General features: G+C 66.2%; 22 protein-coding genes. 5 read left to right on the top strand and 17 right to left on the bottom strand.

Annotated elements, in window-relative coordinates:
- Nucleotides 1-38: 38 nt before the first annotated feature.
- The 8 genes from fliN to KWG56_RS01680 all read right to left on the bottom strand — a co-directional run bounded on the left by fliN (nucleotide 39) and on the right by KWG56_RS01680 (nucleotide 7,032).
- Nucleotides 39-371 carry a flagellar motor switch protein FliN gene (gene fliN / locus KWG56_RS01715; RefSeq protein WP_201096940.1) on the bottom strand — a complete coding sequence of 111 codons (333 nt, stop codon included), beginning with the start codon at nucleotides 369-371 and terminating at the stop codon, nucleotides 39-41.
- Nucleotides 371-1,027, bottom strand: a complete 657-nt coding sequence (locus KWG56_RS01710; RefSeq protein WP_219353495.1) for a FliH/SctL family protein — start codon at nucleotides 1,025-1,027, stop codon at nucleotides 371-373. The genes fliN and KWG56_RS01710 overlap by 1 nt, the downstream gene beginning before the upstream one ends.
- A 1-nt stretch (nucleotide 1,028) precedes the next feature.
- Nucleotides 1,029-2,063 carry a flagellar motor switch protein FliG gene (gene fliG, locus KWG56_RS01705; protein WP_201096936.1) on the bottom strand — a complete coding sequence of 345 codons (1,035 nt, stop codon included), beginning with the start codon at nucleotides 2,061-2,063 and terminating at the stop codon, nucleotides 1,029-1,031.
- Nucleotides 2,063-3,694 carry a flagellar basal-body MS-ring/collar protein FliF gene (fliF, locus tag KWG56_RS01700; RefSeq protein WP_219353494.1) on the bottom strand — a complete coding sequence of 544 codons (1,632 nt, stop codon included), beginning with the start codon at nucleotides 3,692-3,694 and terminating at the stop codon, nucleotides 2,063-2,065. The genes fliG and fliF overlap by 1 nt, the downstream gene beginning before the upstream one ends.
- Nucleotides 3,695-3,867: 173 nt before the next feature.
- On the bottom strand, nucleotides 3,868-4,953 hold the full coding sequence (locus KWG56_RS01695) for a Glu/Leu/Phe/Val family dehydrogenase (RefSeq protein ID WP_219353493.1): 1,086 nt from the start codon (nucleotides 4,951-4,953) through the stop codon (nucleotides 3,868-3,870).
- A 180-nt stretch (nucleotides 4,954-5,133) separates the two neighbouring features.
- A complete protein-coding gene (locus KWG56_RS01690; RefSeq protein ID WP_219355379.1) occupies nucleotides 5,134-6,147 on the bottom strand; it encodes an alpha/beta fold hydrolase in 1,014 nt (337 codons plus the stop codon).
- Nucleotides 6,148-6,149: 2 nt separating this feature from the next.
- Entirely contained in the window at nucleotides 6,150-6,737 is a 588-nt protein-coding gene (locus KWG56_RS01685) for a uracil-DNA glycosylase family protein (RefSeq protein ID WP_219353492.1), read from the bottom strand.
- On the bottom strand, nucleotides 6,727-7,032 hold the full coding sequence (locus tag KWG56_RS01680) for a DUF3253 domain-containing protein (RefSeq protein WP_219353491.1): 306 nt from the start codon (nucleotides 7,030-7,032) through the stop codon (nucleotides 6,727-6,729). Before KWG56_RS01680 ends, KWG56_RS01685 begins: the two co-directional genes overlap by 11 nt.
- A gap of 48 nt (nucleotides 7,033-7,080) precedes the next feature.
- Here KWG56_RS01680 and KWG56_RS01675 point away from each other — a divergent pair, with 48 nt between their 5' ends.
- Entirely contained in the window at nucleotides 7,081-7,512 is a 432-nt protein-coding gene (locus KWG56_RS01675; protein WP_201096926.1) for a PaaI family thioesterase, read from the top strand.
- 6 nt (nucleotides 7,513-7,518) lie between these two features.
- On the opposite strand, the gene KWG56_RS01670 is transcribed toward KWG56_RS01675, so the two are convergent.
- The 7 genes from KWG56_RS01670 to KWG56_RS01640 form a co-directional block, all read right to left on the bottom strand.
- Nucleotides 7,519-8,049 (bottom strand): hypothetical protein, encoded by a 531-nt coding sequence (locus KWG56_RS01670; RefSeq protein ID WP_219353490.1) that lies wholly within the window; start codon nucleotides 8,047-8,049, stop codon nucleotides 7,519-7,521.
- 135 nt (nucleotides 8,050-8,184) lie between these two features.
- Nucleotides 8,185-9,546, bottom strand: a complete 1,362-nt coding sequence (locus KWG56_RS01665) for a serine hydrolase (RefSeq protein ID WP_219353489.1) — start codon at nucleotides 9,544-9,546, stop codon at nucleotides 8,185-8,187.
- 113 nt (nucleotides 9,547-9,659) lie between these two features.
- Nucleotides 9,660-10,100: an acetyltransferase gene (locus tag KWG56_RS01660; protein WP_219353488.1), complete on the bottom strand. Its 441-nt coding sequence runs from the start codon at nucleotides 10,098-10,100 to the stop codon at nucleotides 9,660-9,662.
- Nucleotides 10,101-10,113: 13 nt separating this feature from the next.
- Nucleotides 10,114-10,728 (bottom strand): glutathione S-transferase family protein, encoded by a 615-nt coding sequence (locus tag KWG56_RS01655; protein WP_219353487.1) that lies wholly within the window; start codon nucleotides 10,726-10,728, stop codon nucleotides 10,114-10,116.
- 28 nt (nucleotides 10,729-10,756) lie between these two features.
- The gene (locus tag KWG56_RS01650) at nucleotides 10,757-12,031 is read right to left on the bottom strand and encodes a NupC/NupG family nucleoside CNT transporter (RefSeq protein WP_219353486.1); all 1,275 of its coding nucleotides are present in this window, start codon (nucleotides 12,029-12,031) and stop codon (nucleotides 10,757-10,759) included.
- A gap of 77 nt (nucleotides 12,032-12,108) precedes the next feature.
- Nucleotides 12,109-12,537 (bottom strand): CBS domain-containing protein, encoded by a 429-nt coding sequence (locus KWG56_RS01645; RefSeq protein ID WP_219353485.1) that lies wholly within the window; start codon nucleotides 12,535-12,537, stop codon nucleotides 12,109-12,111.
- Between the two features lie 136 nt (nucleotides 12,538-12,673).
- Complete coding sequence (locus KWG56_RS01640; protein ID WP_244999598.1) at nucleotides 12,674-13,345, bottom strand: rhomboid family intramembrane serine protease; 672 nt, start codon at nucleotides 13,343-13,345, stop codon at nucleotides 12,674-12,676.
- 120 nt (nucleotides 13,346-13,465) lie between these two features.
- On the opposite strand from KWG56_RS01640, the gene hfaA reads away from it, so the two are divergent.
- From hfaA to hfaD, 3 genes are read left to right on the top strand one after another with little or no spacing between them, the layout of a single operon-like run.
- Complete coding sequence (gene hfaA / locus KWG56_RS01635; RefSeq protein ID WP_219353484.1) at nucleotides 13,466-13,903, top strand: holdfast anchoring protein HfaA; 438 nt, start codon at nucleotides 13,466-13,468, stop codon at nucleotides 13,901-13,903.
- The gene (gene hfaB / locus KWG56_RS01630) at nucleotides 13,900-14,913 is read left to right on the top strand and encodes a holdfast anchoring protein HfaB (RefSeq protein ID WP_219353483.1); all 1,014 of its coding nucleotides are present in this window, start codon (nucleotides 13,900-13,902) and stop codon (nucleotides 14,911-14,913) included. Before hfaA ends, hfaB begins: the two co-directional genes overlap by 4 nt.
- Nucleotides 14,843-16,105: a holdfast anchor protein HfaD gene (gene hfaD, locus KWG56_RS01625; protein WP_244999597.1), complete on the top strand. Its 1,263-nt coding sequence runs from the start codon at nucleotides 14,843-14,845 to the stop codon at nucleotides 16,103-16,105. Before hfaB ends, hfaD begins: the two co-directional genes overlap by 71 nt.
- Nucleotides 16,106-16,117: 12 nt before the next feature.
- Here the strand turns inward: hfaD and KWG56_RS01620 are convergent, their stop codons facing one another.
- Nucleotides 16,118-16,738, bottom strand: a complete 621-nt coding sequence (locus KWG56_RS01620) for a DJ-1/PfpI family protein (RefSeq protein ID WP_219353482.1) — start codon at nucleotides 16,736-16,738, stop codon at nucleotides 16,118-16,120.
- 215 nt (nucleotides 16,739-16,953) lie between these two features.
- On the opposite strand from KWG56_RS01620, the gene KWG56_RS01615 reads away from it, so the two are divergent.
- Nucleotides 16,954-19,857: a M16 family metallopeptidase gene (locus KWG56_RS01615; RefSeq protein WP_219353481.1), complete on the top strand. Its 2,904-nt coding sequence runs from the start codon at nucleotides 16,954-16,956 to the stop codon at nucleotides 19,855-19,857.
- 137 nt (nucleotides 19,858-19,994) lie between these two features.
- On the opposite strand, the gene KWG56_RS18680 is transcribed toward KWG56_RS01615, so the two are convergent.
- Nucleotides 19,995-21,089 carry a hypothetical protein gene (locus tag KWG56_RS18680; protein ID WP_244999596.1) on the bottom strand — a complete coding sequence of 365 codons (1,095 nt, stop codon included), beginning with the start codon at nucleotides 21,087-21,089 and terminating at the stop codon, nucleotides 19,995-19,997.
- Between the last annotated feature and the right edge of the window lie 128 nt (nucleotides 21,090-21,217).

The following is a 21,217-nucleotide window of genomic DNA, read 5'->3' as shown; positions in this document are numbered from 1 at the left end:
CTCCTCTAATCCTGTTTCGAACGCGTCGCCCCGATCACTCAGGCGCCGCCGTCCTCCGCCTTGACGATTTCCGTCATTGTGACGCCCAGCCGGTCCTCGACGACGACGACCTCGCCGCGCGCGACCAGACGATTGTTGACGAAGATGTCGATCGCCTCGCCGACCTTGCGGTCCAGCTCCAGCACCGAGCCCCTGTTCAGCTTCAGCAGTTGGGCTACCGACATGTGCGACTTGCCCAGCACCGCCGAGATGTTGACCGGCACGTCGAACACGGTGGCCAGGTCAGCGGCAGTCTTGTCCCCACCCTCGTCCAGGGTGGTCAGTTCGGTGGAGGCGGCGAACTCCTCAAGAGCCAGGTCTTCGGACGCCATCAGAATTCGCTCCGGTCGGCTGAAAGGGTTTCGCCATGCCCGGCTTCAGCGGCCAGGGCGGCGGTCAGGGCTTCGGCGACGCGGTCGGCCGAGCCTTGAGGATCGTGTTCGGCGCGGCCATCCGCCCATTCCAGCTGGAAGGCCGAAGGCGCCATGCCCGGCTCGTCGCGGAAGGCCACCACGCCGGTGAAGCCGCTGTCGGCGCAGGCCTGCTCGATCTGGGCGCGCGCCGTCTCATCCAGACCCGAACCGCGCATCACCAGACGCGGCGATGCGTCGATTTCCTGCGCCAGCATCTCCAGCGCCGCCCTCAGCGGGGCGTTTGGGAACCTGGCCAGCGCCGCGCCGCCGATGGCCCGCGCCGCCGCCATGGCCAGATCAGCCGACTGTTCGCGGTGCGCCTGGGCGACGCTCTTCAGCATGGTCATGGCCTGGGCGGTGGACTGAGCAATGTGGCTCAGGGCCATGGCGCGGACGTGCTCGACCTCGCTCAGCGCCTGTTCTCGGGCCTCCAGCCGGGCCTGCGCCACCAGGGCGTCGACCTCGGCGGGCAGGAAGCTGCGCTTGGGCGCCTTCCACGCGCCAGGATGCACGACGCCGCCGTCGGCGTCGAACTCGGTGTCGAAGATGAAGGGACGCGTTTGAGGGTGGGCCATGTCAGTAAATCAACTCGTCGTCGGCGCCCTGGCCGGCCAGCATGATCTCGCCACGCGCGGCCAGATCCTTGGCGACCTGCACCATGGCCATCTGGGCCGCATCCACGTCCTTCAGACGCACAGGCCCCATGGATTCCATGTCTTCGCGCATGATCTTGGACGCGCGCTCGGACATGTTGGAGAAGAACATCTCGCGCAGCGTTTCCGATGAACCCTTCAGCGCCAGGCCCAGCTGATCCTTCTCTACGCCGCGCAGCAGGGTCTGCACCCCGCCGGGATCCAGCCGCGACAGGTCCTCGAACACGAACATCAGGGCGCGGATGCGCTCGGCGGATTCGCGGCTGCGCTCTTCCAGCGCGCCGATGAACCGGGCCTCGGTCTGGCGGTCGAAGTTGTTGAAGATATCGGCCATCATTTCGTGGCTGTCGCGCTTGGAGGTGCGGGCCAGGTTCGACATGAACTCGTTGCGCAGGGTCTGTTCGATCTTGTCCAGAATCTCGCGCTGCACCGGCTCCATGCGCAACATCCGCTGCACGCATTCCAGGGCGAAGTCCTCCGGCAGGCTGGTCAGCACGCGGGCGGCGTGGTCCGAACGCACCTTGGACAGGATCACCGCCACCGTCTGCGGGTATTCATTCTTCAGATAGTTGGCGAGGACCGCCTCGTTCACATTTCCCAGCTTGTCCCACATGGTGCGACCGGCGGGACCGCGGATCTCCTCCATCAGCCCGTCGACGCGGTCCTTGGGCAGGAAGGCGGACAGCATTCGCTGCGTCTGGTCATAGCTTCCCATGACCGAGCCGGAGCCCGACAGGCCCGACACAAACTCCAGCATCAGGCTCTCGACCACCTCGGCGCTGACCGTGCCCAGTGTGGACATGGCCTGCGAGACCTCCTTGACCTCTTCGTCGTCCAGCCGCTCCCACAGCGCCGTGTGCTCCTCGCCCAGCGCCAGCAGGATGACGGCCGCCTTTTCAGGCCCCGTCAGCTTCGCGGCGTCATCGACCGCAGCCTTTTTGTTGACCAGCTTCGCCATCAGCCTTCGGACACCCAGCCGCGCAGGATGCTCGTGGCCTCATCAGGATGGCTCTGCACGAAGTCGGCGACCTTCTTGACCGAGGACGCCTTCACCTGACCCTCGATGCGGGCGATGTCGATCTTGTGGTCCATCTCGCTGTGCGACGCCAGATGGGCCAGTTGCGGCTGGCCGTCTGGCCCGACCAGAGTGGTCTGGAGCGCCGTCACCGGCACGCCGTCGCCCGCCAGAGCCGGCAGGTTCGAACCGCCGCCCACGGTCTTCAACAGCGGACGCAGAACGAAGAAGATCAGAAGTCCGGCGGTCAGCAGCAGCACCAGCAGCTCGATCCCGCGCATGATGTCGTTCTTGGAGAAGTTGAACATCGACGACGCGCCGTCCAGTCCGCCGCCCAACGCCGGGTCACGGTTGAAGCGGACATTCAGCACCTCGATCTTGTCGCCGCGCGCTTCGTCCACCCCGGCGGCGGCGGCCACCAGCGACTTGATCTGGGTGATCTCCTCGGCGGTGCGCGGCGCATAGGTCGGTTCGCCCTTGCCGTTCGCAGGCGGCGTCCAGCGTCCGTCGACGGCGACCGAGACGGACAGCTTCTTAACCTCGCCCGGCTCGCGCGTGGTCGTCGTTGTGGTGCTGGAGTTCTGGTAGTTGGTGATCTCGGCGTTCTGGCTGGACCGCTCGCCCATCTGGATCGGATCGCCCGCCCCGCCCGGCATGTTGTTGGCGGCGGACACGGCGCCGTCAGGCTGGGCCTGATTGTTCTGCGACAACGAACCATTGGTCGAGGTCGACAGCACGACCTGGCCGTCGGGATCGTACTTCTGCTCTTGAGTGGTCGAACGGCTGCGGTCGATGTCGGCCGACACCTGAACCCGCGCAGCGCCCACGCCGACCACGCCCTCGACGATGTCCTTGATGCGGGCCTGAAGCTGGGCCTCGGTGGTGTTCTTGGTCTCCAGCGCCGAGGCGGACGAGAACTCGTCCCCCTCATTGCCGGCCGCCAGTGTGCGGTTGTTCTGATCGGCCACCGTGACGCGCTCGGGTTTCAGGTTCGGCACGGAGGAGGCCACCAGGTTGCGGATCGCCCGCACCTGATCGCCCGACAAATCGCGCCCGCCCAGGCCCACCAGCACGGCGGCGGTCGGATCCGAAGCGGCGGACGAGAACATCTCACGGCGCGGCAGGGTGATGTGGACGCGGGCGGCGGTGATGCCGCGCATCGACATGATGGTGCGCGACAGCTCGCCCTGCAGGGCGCGCTGCTCGTTCAACTGCTGCTGGAACTCGGTCTGGCCCAGCACCGACTGGTTGTCGAAGATTTCGTAACCAACCGACCCCGTGGTCACCAGCCCCTTGCCGGCGACCAGCATCCGGGCCTCGCCGACCTGATCGCGGTTGACCATGATGGTCGAGCCGTCGCCCTTGGACGAATATTTGATGTTGGCCTGCTGCAGGGCGGCGGTGATCTCGCCCGCCTCGCGCAGATCCAGGTTGGAATACAGCAGCGCGTCCGGCGACTGCCCCATCCGCAGCATGACGGCGACCAGCACGGCGGCGACGCCCGCGGCGACGCCGAGCACCGCAGCCAGACGACCGATCCCGAACTTCTGCAACGCCTCGGTGAAACCGCCCACGCGTCCCCGCCCCAAAAACTGGCGGGAGACCAACGCAGACCCGCTAGGCAGAAAATGCCGCCCATATGGTAAATGCCGCGTTAAGAGACGGTTACGAAGATCGCCTCAGGCGCCGAACATGCCCCAAACCGCCTTTCCCTCTCCCTGCGGGGAGGGAAAGGCTTCGGCGCGCGTTACGCCGCCTGCTTCAGCTTTTCATCAGCCGCCGCCGCGATGCGGGCTTCGGCGATGGCGTCGGCGATTTCGTGGGTCGGACGGTTTTCGACGGCCGAACGCTCCAGGATCTCGTCGAAGGTTTCGATCAGGCGCGACAGCTTCTTCTCGACCCAGGCCGGATCAAAGGCGCCCTTGGTCTGACGGGCGTTCATTTCCGCCGCCACATTGATGATGCCGCCGCCGTTGACGACATAGTCGGGCGCGTACAGCACGCCGCGCTCGAACAGGATGCGGCCGATTTCCGGCGTGGCCAGTTGGTTGTTGGCGGCGCCGACCACGGCCTTGGCGGTGATGCGGTCCAGCGTGTGCGGGTTCAGCGTGGCACCCAGGGCGCACGGCGCATAGATGTCTGCCTTGACGTCATAGATGGCGTCGGGCGCCACGATCTCGGCTCCCGTGCGGGCGGCGACTTCGGCCAGGGTTGCGGTGTTGACGTCGGTCATCACCAGCTTGGCGCCCGCAGCCGCAAGCTTGTCGGCCAGGTATCCGCCGACGTGACCCACGCCCTGCATGGCGATGGTCAGGCCGGTCAGGTCGTCCTGTTTGAACAGGCGACGCGCGACCGCCAGGGTCGAGCGATAGACGCCCTCAGCCGTCACCGGGCTGGGGTCGCCTGAGGCTTCCGGCCCGTCCTTCAGGCCCAGGACGCGCGAGGTCGTCTTGCGCGCCTCGGCGATGTCGGCGACCGACACGCCCACGTCCTCAGCGGCGTAATAGACGCCGCCCAGCGTATCGACGGCGCGACCAAAGGCGCGGAACAGCTCAGGCGTCTTCTGGGTGCGGCTGTCGCCGATGATCACCGACTTGCCGCCGCCCATTTCCAGGTCCGCGACCGCGTTCTTGTAGCTCATGCCCTTGGACAGACGCAGCACGTCCTCCAGCGCCTCGGCCGAGGACGCATAGTTCCACATCCGCGTGCCGCCGACGGCCGGGCCGCGCGCGGTCGAGTGAACGGCGACGATCGCCTTCAGGCCGGTTTTCTCGTCGAAGAAGGCGTGAACGCCCTCATGGTTCGCGAACGACGGCGAATCGAACAGTGTCATGCCCATAGCAGGGCCTCCCAGGGTAATATTATTCTTGCCCAGACATTAGGCCTGCAGCGATTAGGCTTCAAGCACGACAATTTCACGGCACAGCCCCACGGCGCGCGATCTCACCCCTGTTGCAGCGCAACAATGCACAGTTTTATCTAAAGAGCGCCGTTCGACGCCCGCGCCGACCAGTCAGCGCGCCCGCTTCTCAAGCTCAGGCAGTACAGGCTGGGCGCCCGACGGCAAGGCGCCTTGCGGGTCGCGCAGGAAGGCGGCCACGTCGCGGTACACCACCTCGGCCTGAAGATCGCGGTTCAGCAGGTGCCAGGCGTCGGGATAGAAGGCCGTCCGCATCGTCGATCCCGCCGGAACCTGCTCCAACGCGCGCCGCATCGGCCCCTTCTCCACCACCTCGTCATGGGCGCCGTACATCAGGATGGACGGCGTGCGCGACAGACCGACCTTCCGCGAAGCGCTCTCCATCAGGTCGACCAGCCCATAGATGGTGTCGAACCGCGTCGACAGCAGGCTCTCGGGGTCGCGGCCGTTGCGGTAAAGCTCCAGCCAGTTGGACGAGGCGACGATGCGGCTGGCGATGAAGGACGGCGGCTCGACCGCCACCGGTCCGGCGACCCGCGCGGCGACATTCAGCACCGAACTGTTCAGCCAGCCTTGCGCCGACCATCCCCAGACGCCGGGTGACAGGAAGACCACCCGGTCCGCGTTCGGCGGCCGGTCCGATCCGAACGCCGCCGCCGCCACCGATCCGCCCATGCTTTCGCCCACCACGGCGATCACGGCCTGAGGATAGCGGGCGCGCGTCATTGCGACGGCCTCGCGCACGTCGTCGGTCATCCGCGCCTCGCCCGCCCATTCGCCACGTCCGGGCGCCTGGCCGAAACCGCGCTGGTCATAGACCCAGGTCTCGATCCCCTGCTCGGCCCACCACGGCCCAGCCAGCCGGAACGAAGCCGCATGGTCGTTCATCCCGTGCAGGGCCACGATCACCGCCCACGGCTCTTGATCCTTGGGCGACCACCGCATCAGTGGCAGGCGCGCCCCGTCCGACATCACCAGCGCCCGATCCTCGAGGTGAGGCCCGGCGAACCCGGCGGGCGGCGTCAGCGGCGCCTGGATATGCGGCGTGGCGCAGGCGGACAGGGTCAGGGCGGCGGCGATCCCCGCCGCAGCCGCCAAGGCGCGCATGTTCAAGCCAGAATCCCCCGCACCCGCTCTTTCAGATACGGAACAACCTCCGCCTCGAACCACGGGTTCTTTCTCAGCCAGGCCGTATTGCGCCACGACGGATGCGGCAGCACCAGCACCTCCGGCGCATATTCCCGCCACGCACGCACAGTCTCGGTCATGTTCCGCTTCGTCCGGCCCTGGAGCGCCCAGGTCTGGGCATAGCTCCCAACCAGCAGCGTCAGTTCCATGCGCGGCAGCGCATCCATCAACTGCGGTCGCCACAGCTCGGCGCAGCGCGGCGGCGGCGGATAGTCGCCACCCTTGGGCGCCGTCCCCGGATAACAGAAGGCCTGCGCCGCCACGCCGATGCGATGATCGGCGTAGAAGGTCTCGTAATCCACGCCCATCCAGTCCCGCAGCCGGTCGCCGGACGGATCAGTGAACGGCAGGCCGCTCTCATGCACCCGCCGCCCCGGCGCCTGCCCGCAGATCAGCAGACGTGTCTGTGGAAACACCCGGACGACCGGGCGCGGCGTATGCGGCAGCACGCCTGCGCAGGCGCGGCAGGCGCGTATGTCGTTCAGAACCTCTTCGAGGTCAGTCGTCATCACCCTCGTCGGCGACGGGCGGGCGGCGGCTCAGGGCCAGCGCCGTTTCCTCTTCGGTCGGCTGGCGCAAGCGCGTCACGCCGCGGAAGTTGTCCGGATCGACCGGCTTGCCCTTCTTGGTGATGGTCAACTGGCCCTGACGCATCAGGTGCAGCGCGACGGCGCGCACCTTGGGCAGCATGCGCTGCCATTGCTCCGGCTGTAGCTCTTTGGCCACTTCGGCTGGCTCGATGCTCTTGCCGGGGCCGATTGCAGCCAGTTTGTTCAAAATTGCGGTTTCGATCGGATCGCTCATTGGGCCTATATGCTGCACTGCACGACCAGAAGTAAGGCCAAGTCTTCCATGCCGAAGAAAATCACCGTCACCGAGGGCGAATTCGCCGGCTGGCAGACCTATGACCTGCACGACACCTTCGACGTGGTGGTCGGCCCCTTCTACGGCAAGCTGGACCCCGACGGTCACATGCGCTGCGCCTTCCGCGCCGAGCAGAAGCACATGAACGCTGGCGGCCGGATGCACGGCGGCTGCCTGATGACCTTCGCCGACATCGCCATGTTCCAGATCGCCTATCAGGAGATGGAGGGCGCATCCGGCGTCACCGTCCAACTGGACAGCACCTTCATCGACGGCGGCTATGTCGGCGAACTGATCGAGGCCACCGGCCAGGTCACCAAGGCGGGCAAGAGCCTGATCTTCGTGCGCGGCCAGATCAACACCGGCGAACGCCTGCTCATGACCTTCTCCGGCGTCATCCGCAAATTCACGCCGCGCTGACCACCGTCAGCGGCGCGCGGTGAATCCGTAGGGTGCGGCAGGCGGGGCGCAGTTCTTCTGCTGGCCGATGCCTTTCAGGAAGGCGCGACGCACCAGACCAGCGCGGATGGCGGACTGGACTTCGCGGCTGTGCTGGGCGGCGCCGCTCAGGCGGCGGACCCAACTGCGGAAGGGAATGAAATCGGTCGCCGTATCGCGCACGGCGTCCAGTGCGGCGCCCGCTGCCTGTTGATCCAGCGCCTCGCCGTCGCCGCTGGTCGGCACGTCGATGTCCTGCCCCAGGGCCTCGTCCAGGCGCGCGATTTCGGCGCCGAGGGCGGCGCAGCGCCCCAGTCCCGTCACCGCATAGGGCGCGGTCCGCGCCTGCAACAGAACCTCAGGGATTTCCTCGCGCTTCAGGTTCAGATCTTCCAGCGGCGCCTGCACGGCGTCGCCGACCCCGGCGTTGAAGGTCTGGGTTCCGCTGGACAGCGACGTTCCCGCGTTACAGGCCGTCAACAGGCCGCACGCGGCCACAAGAGCGATAGGTCTAAGCATCCGTCCTCCAATAAGCTGCTGCCTAGTCAAGCTTGGCGGGCGCGAATGGTTCCCCGGATTAAGCACCTTGGCGTGGCGCAGTTTGGCGAAAACGCGTAGCGCCCGCCGCCTGTGCAGAGGCGGGCGGCGATGGGCCTATTGCCTCGGCGCGGGCATCTCGCGCCCGCCCTGGTGCAGCACCAGCCCCTCGATCCCGTCTGCAGAATTGCGGGTGAAGGTGATCTGGGCGTCGATGGCTTCGACGAAGAAGGCGTCCGTCGTCTCCGGCGTCAGGGCGACCGGCTTCTGCCCCGTTGCCTGCGCCGTCAGCACCCCGTCCGTCACCTTCAGGGTCAGGGCGAAGCCAGGCGCGACCTGATAGACGCCCGAATAGGCCGCCAGCGCATCCGCCGACATCGCCGCCGCCTGCCGCTCATCGGCCAGGGTCACCGTCCCGCCCCGCGCCAGGATCATCAGCTCCCCGCCCAGCTTCAGCGGGGCCGCGCCGTTCAGATTGCCCAGCACCACCACCGTCATCCGGTTCGTGGTGTCATAGGCCAGATAGGTGTTGAACCCGTCGATGGCGCCGGAATGGCTGATGATTGTGTCATCTCCGTCCTTGGCGACCTCCAGACCCAGGGCGTAGTTGTTGCGATAGGGCGTGGTCAGGATCGCCAGCGACTGCGGCTTCAGCAGCCGCCCGCCGAACAGCCCCTGCTCCCACTTCAACAGGTCATGGGTTGTGGAATAGAGGCCGCCCGCGCCCTGCGGCACGCTCATGTCCACATAGGCCGCATTGATCACCCCCTCGCCGCTGGGCGTATAGCCCGAAGCACGGCGCGGCAGGATGACATCATGGCTGTCATATCCGCTGTCGCCCATGTTCAGCGGCTGGAACAGGTTCTGCGCCACGAAGTCGGCATAGGTCTGGCCGCTGACCCTCTCGATGATGGCCGTCAGCACCACATAGCCGGAGTTGGAATAGGCCCACCCCTCGCCCGGCTGGAACGCCAGGGGCCGGTCCCTGAACCTCGCCATCAGGGCTTCAGCCGTTGTCGGCAGGGTCTTCTTCGCATCGAAATCCTCCAGCCGCGTATAGTCGGCCAGACCTGCTGTGTGCGTCAGCAGATGGCGCACCGTCACCCGGTCCCATGCGGCGGGCGCATCGGGCAGATAGGTCTTCACCGGCGCATCCAGATCGACCTGCCCGCGCTCGTGCAGCAGCATGATGGCCACGGCGGTGAACTGTTTGGTCACAGACCCCAGCCGGAACCTGGTGGCGCTGTCGTTGGGGATCGACCATTCGCGATTAGCCAGCCCATAGCCCCGGTCCAGCAGGATCTGACCGTCGCGCGCCACCAGGACCGAGCCGGAAAACTCATCCTTGTCCGCCGCCGCACGAACAACCTGATCCATCCGCCCCGCATCCTGCGCCAGGACGGGCGTGGCGGTGATGGCGAGCAAACAGAAACCGGCGGCGACCAGACGCAGACCGCCGCAAAGAACAGATTTGGACACTATGGAACCCCTGACAGGCGTGATGTTCACGCTATGCGGGGTAGAGGCGCCGAGCCGTGCTTACGGATGCTGCGGTCGACCTTATCTTTCTGTAATGAAAGTCGCTTCGTCGCTCAGACCGCCCGACGGCGCAGGTGGATCAGCGGATAGGGTCGGCCCTGCCCGTCCAGATCAGAGCGGCCTGTGGCGGCGAACCCCATCCGTTCGTAGAAGCCGACCGCCTGGGCATTCTGTTCGTTCACATCGGTCGTCAGCTCCGGCTGGCTGGCCAGGGCGTAAGCGACCAGGGCGCGCCCTACGCCCTGCCCCCGGCTGTGGGGATCGATGAACAGGGCCTCCATATGCGACCCGTCCACCAGCATGAAGCCCAGCGGCCGGTCGTCGGCATCCACCGCCAGCACCAGAGGCGCGGCAGGCAGGAATCCCTCGACCTCGGCGCCGATGGCGGCCCGGTCCTGCGGGGTCAGGAAGTCATGGGTGGCGTCGACAGAGCGGTTCCAGATTTCAACGACACGGGCAGCGTCGGCGGGTGTCGAAGGACGAATATCAACCATTGATTAACCTTGATCAAGCGCCCGCCTTCGAAGCAGGCCGCGTCTTGCACGCCTCCATCCAGCGCGCCAGATTCTCGAACTCTGCGGGCGGGCGGTATTTGATCAGGCGCCCGAACTCCAGCCCGACCAGGGCCACGATGTCGGCGATGCTGAACCGATCAGCGATGAACTCGCGCTCGGCCAGACGCCGGTCCAGCGTCTTCATGAACTTCTCGGCGCTGCCCAGATTGTACTGCGCCACCTCGGGCTGAGGCGCCTCCAGCGCCGCCAGCGCCGGATGGCTGAACCGCACCCCCATCATCATGGGATTGGCCAGATAGATCTCGCAGCGCCGCATCCACATCTCAATCACCGCCTGCTCACGCGGGTCATTCCCGAACAGGTTCGGCTCGGGATGCAGCGCCTCCAGATAGCGGGCGATGGCGATGGATTCGGAGATAGTCGTCTCGTCGTCCAACTCCAGCGCTGGCACATGGGGCGCGCCCACCTTGTTGCGGTATTCCGGCTGGTAGTGGGCGCCTGACAGCAGATCCAGTTCGACGATCTCGACATCCTCGATCCCCTTCTCGGCCATGACCCAGAGGACGCGACGCGGGTTGGGCGCGCGGTGCGAGGTGTAGAGCTTCATCAGAACGTCTCCGTTGTTTTTAGAAACGCTACTGCCCAAACACCGCCGCTGGCAAGCTTCCGACGACGGCGGCGCTCATCAATGTGGCCAGGAAGCCCCCAAACAGCGCCTTCCAGATCAGGCTCAGCACCTCTTCGCGGCGGTCCGGCATCAGCACCGACAGGCCGGTCACCGTGATGCCGACCGACCCGATATTGGCGAATCCGCACAGGGCATAGGTCATCAGCATCCGCGTGCGCTCGCTCATGTCGCCCAACGGAATCTTGCCCAGTTCGATGAAGGCCTTGAACTCGGTCAGGGTCAGTTTGATGCCCAGCAGCTTGCCCGCCTGCCCCGCCTCCTTGGCGTCCACGCCCGCCAGCCAGGCCAAGGGCGTGAACACCACGCCCAGAATACGCTCGACCGTCAACGGCTCGCCAAACACCACGAACCCGCTCAGCATCACATTGACCAGGGCCACCAGGGCCACGAACACGATCAACACGGCCGAGATGTTCAGCACCACCATCAGGCCGTCGGACGTGCCCTTGGAGATGGCGTCGATGGCGCTGTCGTATTTGAGAGCAGAGTCATAGCTGATCTTCTGGACCGCCTGCTTGTCGGTCTCGGGCACGATCACCCGCGCCAGCAGCACCCCGGCGGGGGCCGAAACAATCGAGGCCACCAGCACGTGGCCCGCCGCATTGGGCAGGACGTGGGCCAGAATGGTTGCATAGGCCACCATGGTCGAACCGGCGACGGTCGCCAGACCCACCGTCATCATCAGGAAGATTTCCGACCGGCTCAGCTTGTCCAGATAGGCCTTGATGACGATCGGGCTTTCAATGGTGCCCAGGAAGATGTTGGCCGCAACCGCCAGGGCCGACGCCCCGCCCAACCCCATGGTCCGCTGGAACAGGAAACCGAAGCCCCGGATCAGCCACTTCAGAATCTTCCAGTGCCAGAACAGCGCCGACAGGGCCGAGATCACCAAAATCAGCGGCAGCACATTGAAGGCGAAGACGAACAGCACGTTCTGGTCCGCCACGGCATAGGGCTGGGCGCCGCCGCCCAGATAGCCGAAGACGAACTGCGTCCCTTCCGCCGTCGCCTTGGCCAGGCCGTCGATGGCGTTGGTCACCGCGTCCAGCACGACGCGCGACCCCGGAATGCCGAACAGCACCAGCACCAGACCGGCCTGAACCAGCACGGCGCCGATCGCCAGCTTCCACGGGAAGACCCGTCTGTTTTCCGAGATCGCCCAGCAGACTGCGACAATGGCAACCAGGCCGAACAGGCTCTGGAGGTTCAGAAGACTGAACATCTATGATATCCCTTGCCGGAACCCGCGCCCGGCTGATCGCGCCTTCAACGGCAACAGGCCCGCGCTGGCAAGGGGGTTCAACCCGCCGCGATATAGGTTCTCAGACTTTCCGCCTCCTGGGCGTGTTCAGCGATCTGGCATTTCACCACGTCGCCGATGGAGACCACCCCCGTCAGTCGACCATCAGTCAGCACCGGCAGATGCCGGATGCGGCGGTCGGTCATGCGGTTCATCAGCGCCGACATCTGTTCGGAGGCTTCGGCGTAGATCACCTTTGCGGTCATATAGTTGCTGACCGTGCGGGTCAGGGCCGCCGCCCCGTCCGCCGCCACCGCCCTGACGACGTCACGCTCTGAAAACACGCCTGCGACACGGTCCCCGTCGCAGACGACTAGCGCCCCTACGTGCTTCTGCTCCAGCTCATGGCAGGCCTCAGCGACCGTCACATCGGGCGTGATGGAAAAAACAGCGTTTCCCTTGGTCTTGAGGATCTCGGCGACAAACATCGCGGCTCCTTTCTCTCTCTGTGTGAAAGAGACGACCGCAGGGCCGGAATGGCGACAGGGCCGCTCAACCGGGATGATCGCTCAGGCGGCGGACGAAATCAAACCGACCCGCCCGCCAGGATGGAGAACGCCGCAATCATGCCGTTTCCTCCTCGATCAGCACGCCGCGCTTGAACAGCCGCCCCAGCGGGCCGATGGCCAGAATGCCGACCACGAACCCGACCGCATGGGCCTCCCAGGCGATCTGCGCGCCTTCGGCGCCGGGCATATAGCCGACCACGCCGGTGAACAGATTGACCGCCATCCAGGCCAGGGACATGGCGATGACCCGTTTGTCTAACAGCGGGCGCACCCGGCCGTGCGCGCCCAGCAGGCGGGTCGCCGCGCCGATCAGGCCGAACACCGCGCCGGACGCCCCCACCATCGGATTGGGCGATCCCCAGTGGATCAGCCCATAGCCCAGGGCCGCCAGCGCGCCGCACGACACATAGAACAGAAGGAAGACGCTGGGTCCGATCCGGTCGCCGAACAGCCGCGCCACCGGCGCCCCGAACGCCACCGCCGCGACGGCATTCATCAGGGCGTGCGGCCAACTGGCGTGCAGCAGCATGGAGGTGAACAACCCGCCCCAGCGGCCCTGCTCCAGATCGGCGGGCGCAAAGGCCATGCTGGCCCCCATGTCGGGCAATTGCTGCTGGAAAAAGAACAGAACAGGCATGGAAAGCGCGATCAACAGCACCGGCAACGGCACGTTGAACATCGGCTCATGCGGCTGGGGTGTGTCGAATCGGCTGTTTTGTCGGGCCATATTCATCAAATGCGCGGCGCCCCCTCTCACATCAAGCGCTTCTTAATAACCTTAACGCAGGTTGTGGGCTGGGTCCTGTTCTCGGCCCGAGTTCGACCCCGTGGGTTAGGAGACGTCAGAATGCCCGCCAAGAGGCTGATTCCGACCGCAGCAATGCTGATCGCCGTTCTGTCCCCGACAGTCGCATTGGCCCAGAACTACGGCTCAGCCGGCGCCTCCAGCTTCCAGCAGGGGTACGGCGGCGCGCGCAATGCGACCTCGACCCAGACAACGGGCTCGACGCGCGACGCCAACGGCAACCGCCTGATCGTCGACGGCATCATCCAGTCCGGGGCCTCGTCCTATTCGCGGGAATCGGGCGGAGCCGCCTCGGCCTACGCCGGTGCAGGCGGCGGATCGCGCAACGGCACGACCATCGGCGGCTCAACCGCCATCGGCAACCAGTTGAACGTCGTGGTCCAGGGCCGAAACAACGTGGTCATCGTGAACTCCACCCAGACCAACAACGGCGCCGTCAACGCAGGCACCAGCCTGAATGGAAACATCAACCTGCCATGATCCGCCGCACCCTTATTCGCAGCGTCTCCGGCGCCGCCGCATCCGCCCTGCTGCTGGCAGGCTGTGTCAGCCCGACCGCTGGGCCGTCGGGTCTCTACGCCACGCCTATCGGCAACGCGCCCGTCACGGCAAACCCGACGCCCTATTCGGCGGCCCTGTACTGCCTGGCCGACTATGCGCGTCGCTATAACCTGCCCTCGCCGCGCATGGCCGTAGGACGGATCAGCGACTACACCGGCACCGTCTCGGCTGACGGCGGCCGCCAGATCACCGGCGGCGCATCCCTGATGGCCAACTCGGCCCTGGCCAAGGCCGGCGCCCGCATCGTCGAACGCTACGACACTTCGGTGTCCGAGCTTGAGCTGCGCTACGCCAACAACAAGCTGATCGGGGACAACGCCCCCAACGCCCAGGGACCGGAAGACACCCAGTACCGCCGCATCCTGGCCGGTCAGGTTCCGGGCTCCGACTTCTATGTCGTCGGCGGCATCACCGAGGTGAACTACAACATCCGCTCGGCCGGTTTCGACGCCGCCCAGGGCGAGATCGACAGCAAACGCCCCGGTTCGACCCTGCTGAACGGCCGCATCTATGTGATGAACATCGCCATGGACCTGCGTCTGGTCCAGACCTCCACGCTGGAGGTGGTCGACGTCGTCTCCTATCAGAAGCAGATCATCGGCCGTGAAATCTCGGCGGGCGTGTTCGACTTCCTAAGCGGCAACGTCTTCGACATTTCCGCAGGCACCGGCGGCATGGAGCCGACACAACTGGCCGTCCGCGCCCTGGTCGAACGCGCCACGGTCGAGTTCATGGCCAATCTGTACGGTGCCCCTGGCCCCGAAATCTGCCTGAACCCCGCCAATGACCCGCTGCGTGATTCCACGGTCGGACCGACCGGCGGCTTCTATCCAGCCTACCCAACCACGGACACCAACAATGGCCAGACACGCGCCGATCCGTCTCGCTGGCATGATCGCCGCGACGGCGACGTTCGCCGCTCTCGCTAATACAGCGAGCGCGCAGGCCGTCCCCACCTGCCCGCCCGAATCGGGCTCGGCCTGCACGAACGATCAGACCCAGAACGGCCGCATCATCGCCGAGGTGAACCTCGACGTGGCGGTCGGCCAATTGAACGTGTCCAACGGCGCGGGCGGCAATGTGCTGATGGGCGGAATCCGCGACACCGCGGGCGCCCTGATCTCGCGCCAGACCCTGACCGCGCCTGTGACGGCCCAGACCAACGCCAACCTCAACGGCGTGACTGACGGCTTCGTCAATTCCGCCACCCAGGCGACCGGTAACTACACCCAGGTCTATACCGAGAAGGCGACCTTTGACGTCAACTCGACCCAGACGGCGACCGGCGACAACGTCAGCGCCCGCACCAATCTGCACGGCCCCACGACCCACATCCTGAAAGGCGGTGAAGTCACCACCGCCGCCAACGCCAACAGCGCCCTGATCGGCGGCCCCTCCGCCGTCCTGACCGGCACGGTCAACCAGCAGAGCCAGACCACCGTCTTCGCCGAGACGGTCGTCGATCTTCAATACATCCCCGCGCCGATGGCCTTTGGCTCTCAGGCGGCGGCCAACGCGGTCCAGACCAACACCACGGGTGCCTCGCACCAGGACATCGCGGTCAATCAGGTCAACAATCCCTCGACCGTCGAAGCCCGCACCGACATCTATGTCGACAACGGCTGGAACCTGGCGGCCCGCGCCCAGGCCAACGCCAACCGCGCCGCGCTTTATAACGCCGGCGGCTCCATGCTGGCCCGCACCAACCAGACCAACGAAGGCCGCGTCATCGCCGACGCCCGCGCCCAGACCAATCTGCAGGGCCAGACCGCCGTCCATGCCCGCGCCGTCGCCAACGAAGTCATCGCCGGCAACAACGACATCTACCTGAAGCTGGACAACACCCAGATCAACTCAGGCGGCGTCGAGGCCACGGCGACCTACATTGGCGTCAAGGGCTACGACAGCTATGTCAGCTCAGACGCCATCGGCAACAGCGTCACCGGCTACGCCTGCTCCAACTGCGGCGGCGAGATCAACTTCAACAACAATCAGGTCAACAACGGCGCGGTGACGGCGACCACCAACGTCAACATCGCCCAGCCGAACCGCAACGTCGCCGTCGGCGCCAACGCCATCGGCAACTCGGCGACCTTCTTCATCTCCGGCTCAGGCAACTAGGGCCAGACCCGGTCAGGCCGCGACGGGCGACCTGACCGGCAGAAACGGCGTCACCGCCCCCAGCGCCGCTTCGACATAGGCGGCCTTCTCGCCCACCGGCGCGACATAATGGATGGCCTCCTCGGCGTCCTTGACTGAGGCCAGCCGCGCGATGATCCAGGCGGCCAGATATTGCGACGCCATGCAGCCGCCCGCCGTCGCCACATTGCCGTGCGCCACGAACGGCGCGTCCAGCACATCCACCCCGGCCTCGATAACCCACGGCTTCGTCGTCAGGTCCGTGCAGGCGGGTAGGTTCCCGACCAGACCCAGCCTGGCCAGCGTCAGCGTGCCGGAACATTGCGCCCCTATGATCTGACGCGTCGGGTCCAGCCGGATCTGGGCCATCAGGTCCGCATCCGCCGCCAGTTCACGCGTCTTGATCCCGCTGCCGATCAGCACCGCATCGGCGGTGGCTGCGAACTCCAGCGGCTGCTGACGCTTGATCGTGACGCCGTTCATGGAGGTCACTTCCGGCGTCGGAGACGTGATCTGCGCCTGCCAGCCCTTGGCCTTCATCCGGTTCAGAATCCCTGCCGCAATGAAGGAATCCAGCTCATTGAATCCGTCAAAGGTCAGAACCGCGATCTGCACGTCGGTCTCCTGCAAGCCAGCAACACCGGCCGTCTCGCCGACCGTCCGGCGACCCTATCACAGGGGTTGCGGCCACGCTTGGCCTTATGGCCTGACGCCCGCCAAAGCCCCTTGCGTCAAAAGGGACGAACGCGCGATCCGCCTTGCTCCGCCCCCGCCCCTGCCCTAGTGCGGATTCATCGCCTCATCTGAGGTTGCAGATTCTGGAGCGGCTCATGCTTTCTGCGCGTCATCTTCTACTTGTTGCGGCGTCCAGCGTCGCTCTCGCCACGGGACTGGCGGCTGGGGCCGGAGCCGGTCACGCCTTCGCCCAGTCGACGCGCGCCCCCGCCGCCTCTTCCGCAGCCGCAGTCCAGCCGTCCTCGCCCTGGGCCCAGGCCGCCAGCGACATTCCCGCCGACGCCGCCGTCCGCTTCGGCCAACTGCCCAACGGCATGCGCTACGCCCTTCTGAAGAACGCCACCCCGCCCAATCAGGCCTCGTTCCGGCTGCGCATCGCGGCCGGTTCGCTGATGGAGCGCGACGACCAACAGGGTCTGGCCCACTTCATGGAGCACATGGCCTTCAACGGCACCAAGGACATCCCCGAAACCGAGATGCTGCGCATCCTGGAGCGGCTGGGCCTGGCCTTCGGCGCCGACACCAACGCCTTCACCAGCTTCGACCAGACCGCCTATGTGCTGGAGCTGCCCAACACCCAGGATGAAACGGTCGACACCTCGCTGCATGTGATGCGCGAAATGATGTCCGACGCCCTGATGAACGAGGCCGACATCGATTCCGAGCGTGGCGTCATCGTCGGAGAAGAGCGCACCCGCAACTCGCCGCAGCTGCGCGTGCTGAAGACCCAGCTGGGCCTGCTGGCGCCCGGCCAGCGCCTTTCGCAGCGCCTGCCGATCGGCGACCTGAATATCATCCGCACCGCGCCGCGCCAGTTGTTCGTCGACTTCTACGACGCCTATTACCGCCCCTCGCGCGCCACCTTCATCGCCGTCGGCGACTTTGATCTGGACGCGATGGAAGGCAAGATTCGCAACGCGTTCGCCTCCTGGACGCCCAAGGCGCCGGATGGTCCCCAGCCCGACCTGGGCGTGGTCGCCCCGCGCCAGCCGGAAACCAGCATCATCGTCGAGCCGGGCATCCAGTCCTCGATCCAGCTGAACTGGATCAAGACGCCCGACCTGTCGCCCGACACCGCCGCCAAACGTTCCGAGGCCCTGCGCCGCAACCTGGGTCTGGCCGTGCTGAACCGCCGTCTGGGCGAGATGGCGCGCGAGGACAACCCGCCCTTCGTCGGCGCGGGCGCCAGCTACCAGTCCCTGTTCCGCAGTCTGGACGCAGGAACCCTGGCCGTCGCCTTCAACCCCGGCGAATGGAAGCGCGCCCTGGACGCCGCCGAGCAGGAAAGCCGCCGTCTGGCCCAGTTCGGCGTCACCGAGGCGGAGCTTCAGCGCGAGATCACCGACGCTCGCACCGGCCTGCAGAACGCCGTCGCCACCGCCGCCACCCGTTCGACCCCCGCCCTGGCCAATAGCCTGCTGGGCGCCGTCAACGACGACCGCGTGTTCAACTCGCCCCAGACCTCGCTTGATCTGTTCGAACAGGCCGTGCGCGGCCTGACCGCCGATCAGGTCAACGCCGCCGTGCGCCCCGTCTTCGAAGGCCAGGGTCCGCTGCTGCTCTTCTCCAGCCCCGTCGAGGTCGAGGGCGGTGAGGCCGCCGTCACCGCCGCGCTTCAGGCGTCGCGTCAGGTTCCGGTCACCGCCCGCGCCGAACAGGCCGCGCTGGAATGGCCCTACACCAACTTCGGCGCCGCCGCCGTCCCGGCGTCGCGCACCGAGGTCGCCGGTCTGGGTGCAACCCTGGTCCGCTTCCCGAACGGCACGCTGCTGAACATCAAGCCGACCAAGTTCCGCGAGAACCAGATCGTCATCAGCGCCTCGACCGGCATTGGCGAACTGGGTCTGCCCGCCGATCGCCTCTCGCCCCTTTCGATGGCCTCAACCGTCATGGGTCCGGGCGGCACGGGCAAGCTCAGCGTCGATGAACTGACCCGCGTGCTCAGCGGCAAGGTCTTCAGCGCCAATGTCGCTCAAGGCGGCGATTCCTACACCTTCACCGGCGCCACCCGCCCCGAAGACCTGCAACTGCAGATGCAGCTTCTCGCCGCCTATCTGACCGATCCCGGCCTGCGCGCCGCCCCGTTCGAACAGACCAAGGCCATGTTCCCGCAGATCCTGGCCCAGCTGGACGCCACCCCCCGCGGCGTCTTCCAGCGTGATGGTTCGGGCCTGCTGGCCTCAGGCGACAAGCGCGAGGTCACCCCGACCGCAGCCGAGATCGCGGCCATGAAGATCGAGGACATCCGCACGGGCGTCCACGCCGCCCTGGCCCACGGCCCGGTCGAGATCACCGTCGTCGGCGACGTCGATGTGGACCAGGTGATCGCCGCCGTCGGCTCGACCTTCGCGGCCCTGCCGGATCGCGGACCGGCGCCTGCGCCCCTGCCCGGTTCGGCTGAACGCCGCTTCCCCGCGCCGACCGCAACCCCCGTGCGTCTGACCCACAGCGGTCCTGCGGAGCAGGCCCTGGCCTTCATCGCCTGGCCCACGACGGACCAGATCAACGACCGCACCACCGCGCGTCAACTGAGCATCCTGTCCGACGTGCTGCAGCTGCGTCTGAACGAGGACATCCGCGAGAAACAGGGTCTGGCCTATTCGCCGGGCTCCAGCTCGACCACCTCGGACGTCTTCCCCGGCTATGGCTATGTGTCTGTGTCGGCCGAGGTCGCCCCGGAAAACCTGAGCAAGCTGTTCACGGCCGTCGACGCCATCGCCGCCGATCTGCGTGACAAGCCGGTCAGCGAAGACGAACTGAATCGCGCCCGCCGCCCGGCGGTCGAACGTCTGCGCCGCAGCATGGCCGACAACACCTACTGGCTGATCCAGCTGTCCGAGGCCCAGTCCAATCCCGCGTCACTGGACCAGACCCGCAGCCAGATCGCCACGGTCGAGGCGGTCACCGCCGCCGATCTGCAACGCCTGGCCAATGAATACCTGAAGCCCACGACCGCCTGGCGCGCCGAGATCGTCTCCGACAAGGCCACCGCTCAGTAAACATCGCCCCAAAAGAAAAAGGCCCCGGTTCAATCGTGAACCGGGGCCAGTCTTCAGGATCATCGACGGAGAGCCGATGGTCTTATCTTCTCATCCCGCGCCTGATCGGCGCCTGAACGAGCCTGTCAGGCTTTCGTTCAGAACACCCGGCCGCCGACGCCGCCGTCCAGGGTGATCGTGCCGGTGATGACGCCAGCGCTCTGAACCTGTTCCTCGCGGTATTCGGTGTATTCCTCCTCACGATACATCGTCAGGATCTTCACGCCCGCGCCATAGCGGCGCAGCAGGGAACGCTCGTTGCAGTCGCGCTCCGGCTTTTCGGGACGGCAGACCAGCTGGCCGCCCTCGCCGAACCACAGGGATTCATGCTTGCGGCAGGTCAGGGTCGTGCCGTTGTCGAAGCTGATGTTGCCATCATAGTCGGCGATCGTGGCCTGCAGCCACGTCCCCGCCAGGCAGCGATACAGTTCGCCATTATAGTCTTCACCGATCTCGCGATCCGGGCGCACCTGCGACGCCGGGTGCGGACTTTGACGGTCGTCGATGCAGACGGCCTGGATCACCACGCGCCGCATTTCGCGGCGGAAGGCGGTGAAGGGCGTGCGCACCGTCTGGGCGATCACGCCCTCGACGGCCAGCCCCTGGATCGTCGTCGGATAGGGCTGATCCACCGACACATAGGCCGACCCGCCACCGCCGCCCAGACCGTTCGAACCCATCCAGCTGTGCGCATTTACGGCGCTGCGCGAACCGGCGCGCAGATAGTTGGAGCTGGTGTTGGAATTCGAGTTGCCGTTGTTGTTGACGTTCACATTGACGTTGATGTTCTGGTTCTGGTTCCAGTTATTGTTCTGGTTCCAATTGTTGTTGTTATTCCAGTTGTTATTGTTGTTCCAATTGCCGCCGTGACCGGGCCAGCCCGGCTTGCCGGGGCCTCCGGGACCGCAACCGCCGCCGCCATTGCCGCAGCCGGGACCACCGGGTCCGCCCGGACCGCCGGGGCCGCCAGGCGTGCCGGGATTACAGCCTCCACCGCCGCCACCGCCGCCGCATCCATTGCCGCCGCCGTTTCCACCGCCACCGCCGCAACCTGCGCCGCCGCCGCTGCCGCAGCCGGGAGGCGGCGGGGGCGTGCAGCCGGTCGTGCATTGCGCAAACGCCGCGCCTGCCGTCGCCGACAGGAACACGCCTGCCGCCAGACCCAGCATCCAACTTCTCATCCGCAGCCGCATTGGCGGGACTCCTGAACGAAATTCTCGTCGATGCGGCGAGCGCCGACCGATCCAGCGTTCACCAAAACATCAAAAGCCTTTCGTTTCCGTTGATGCATCGCGGGGTTCGGGATGGCGCGATGCCGCAT

Origin of the sequence: Brevundimonas nasdae, from assembly GCF_019395145.1 — a bacterium.
Taxonomy (GTDB): domain Bacteria; phylum Pseudomonadota; class Alphaproteobacteria; order Caulobacterales; family Caulobacteraceae; genus Brevundimonas; species Brevundimonas nasdae.
Note: the sequence above shows the minus strand (reverse complement) of the source record. Positions and strands in the feature narration are given on the sequence as shown.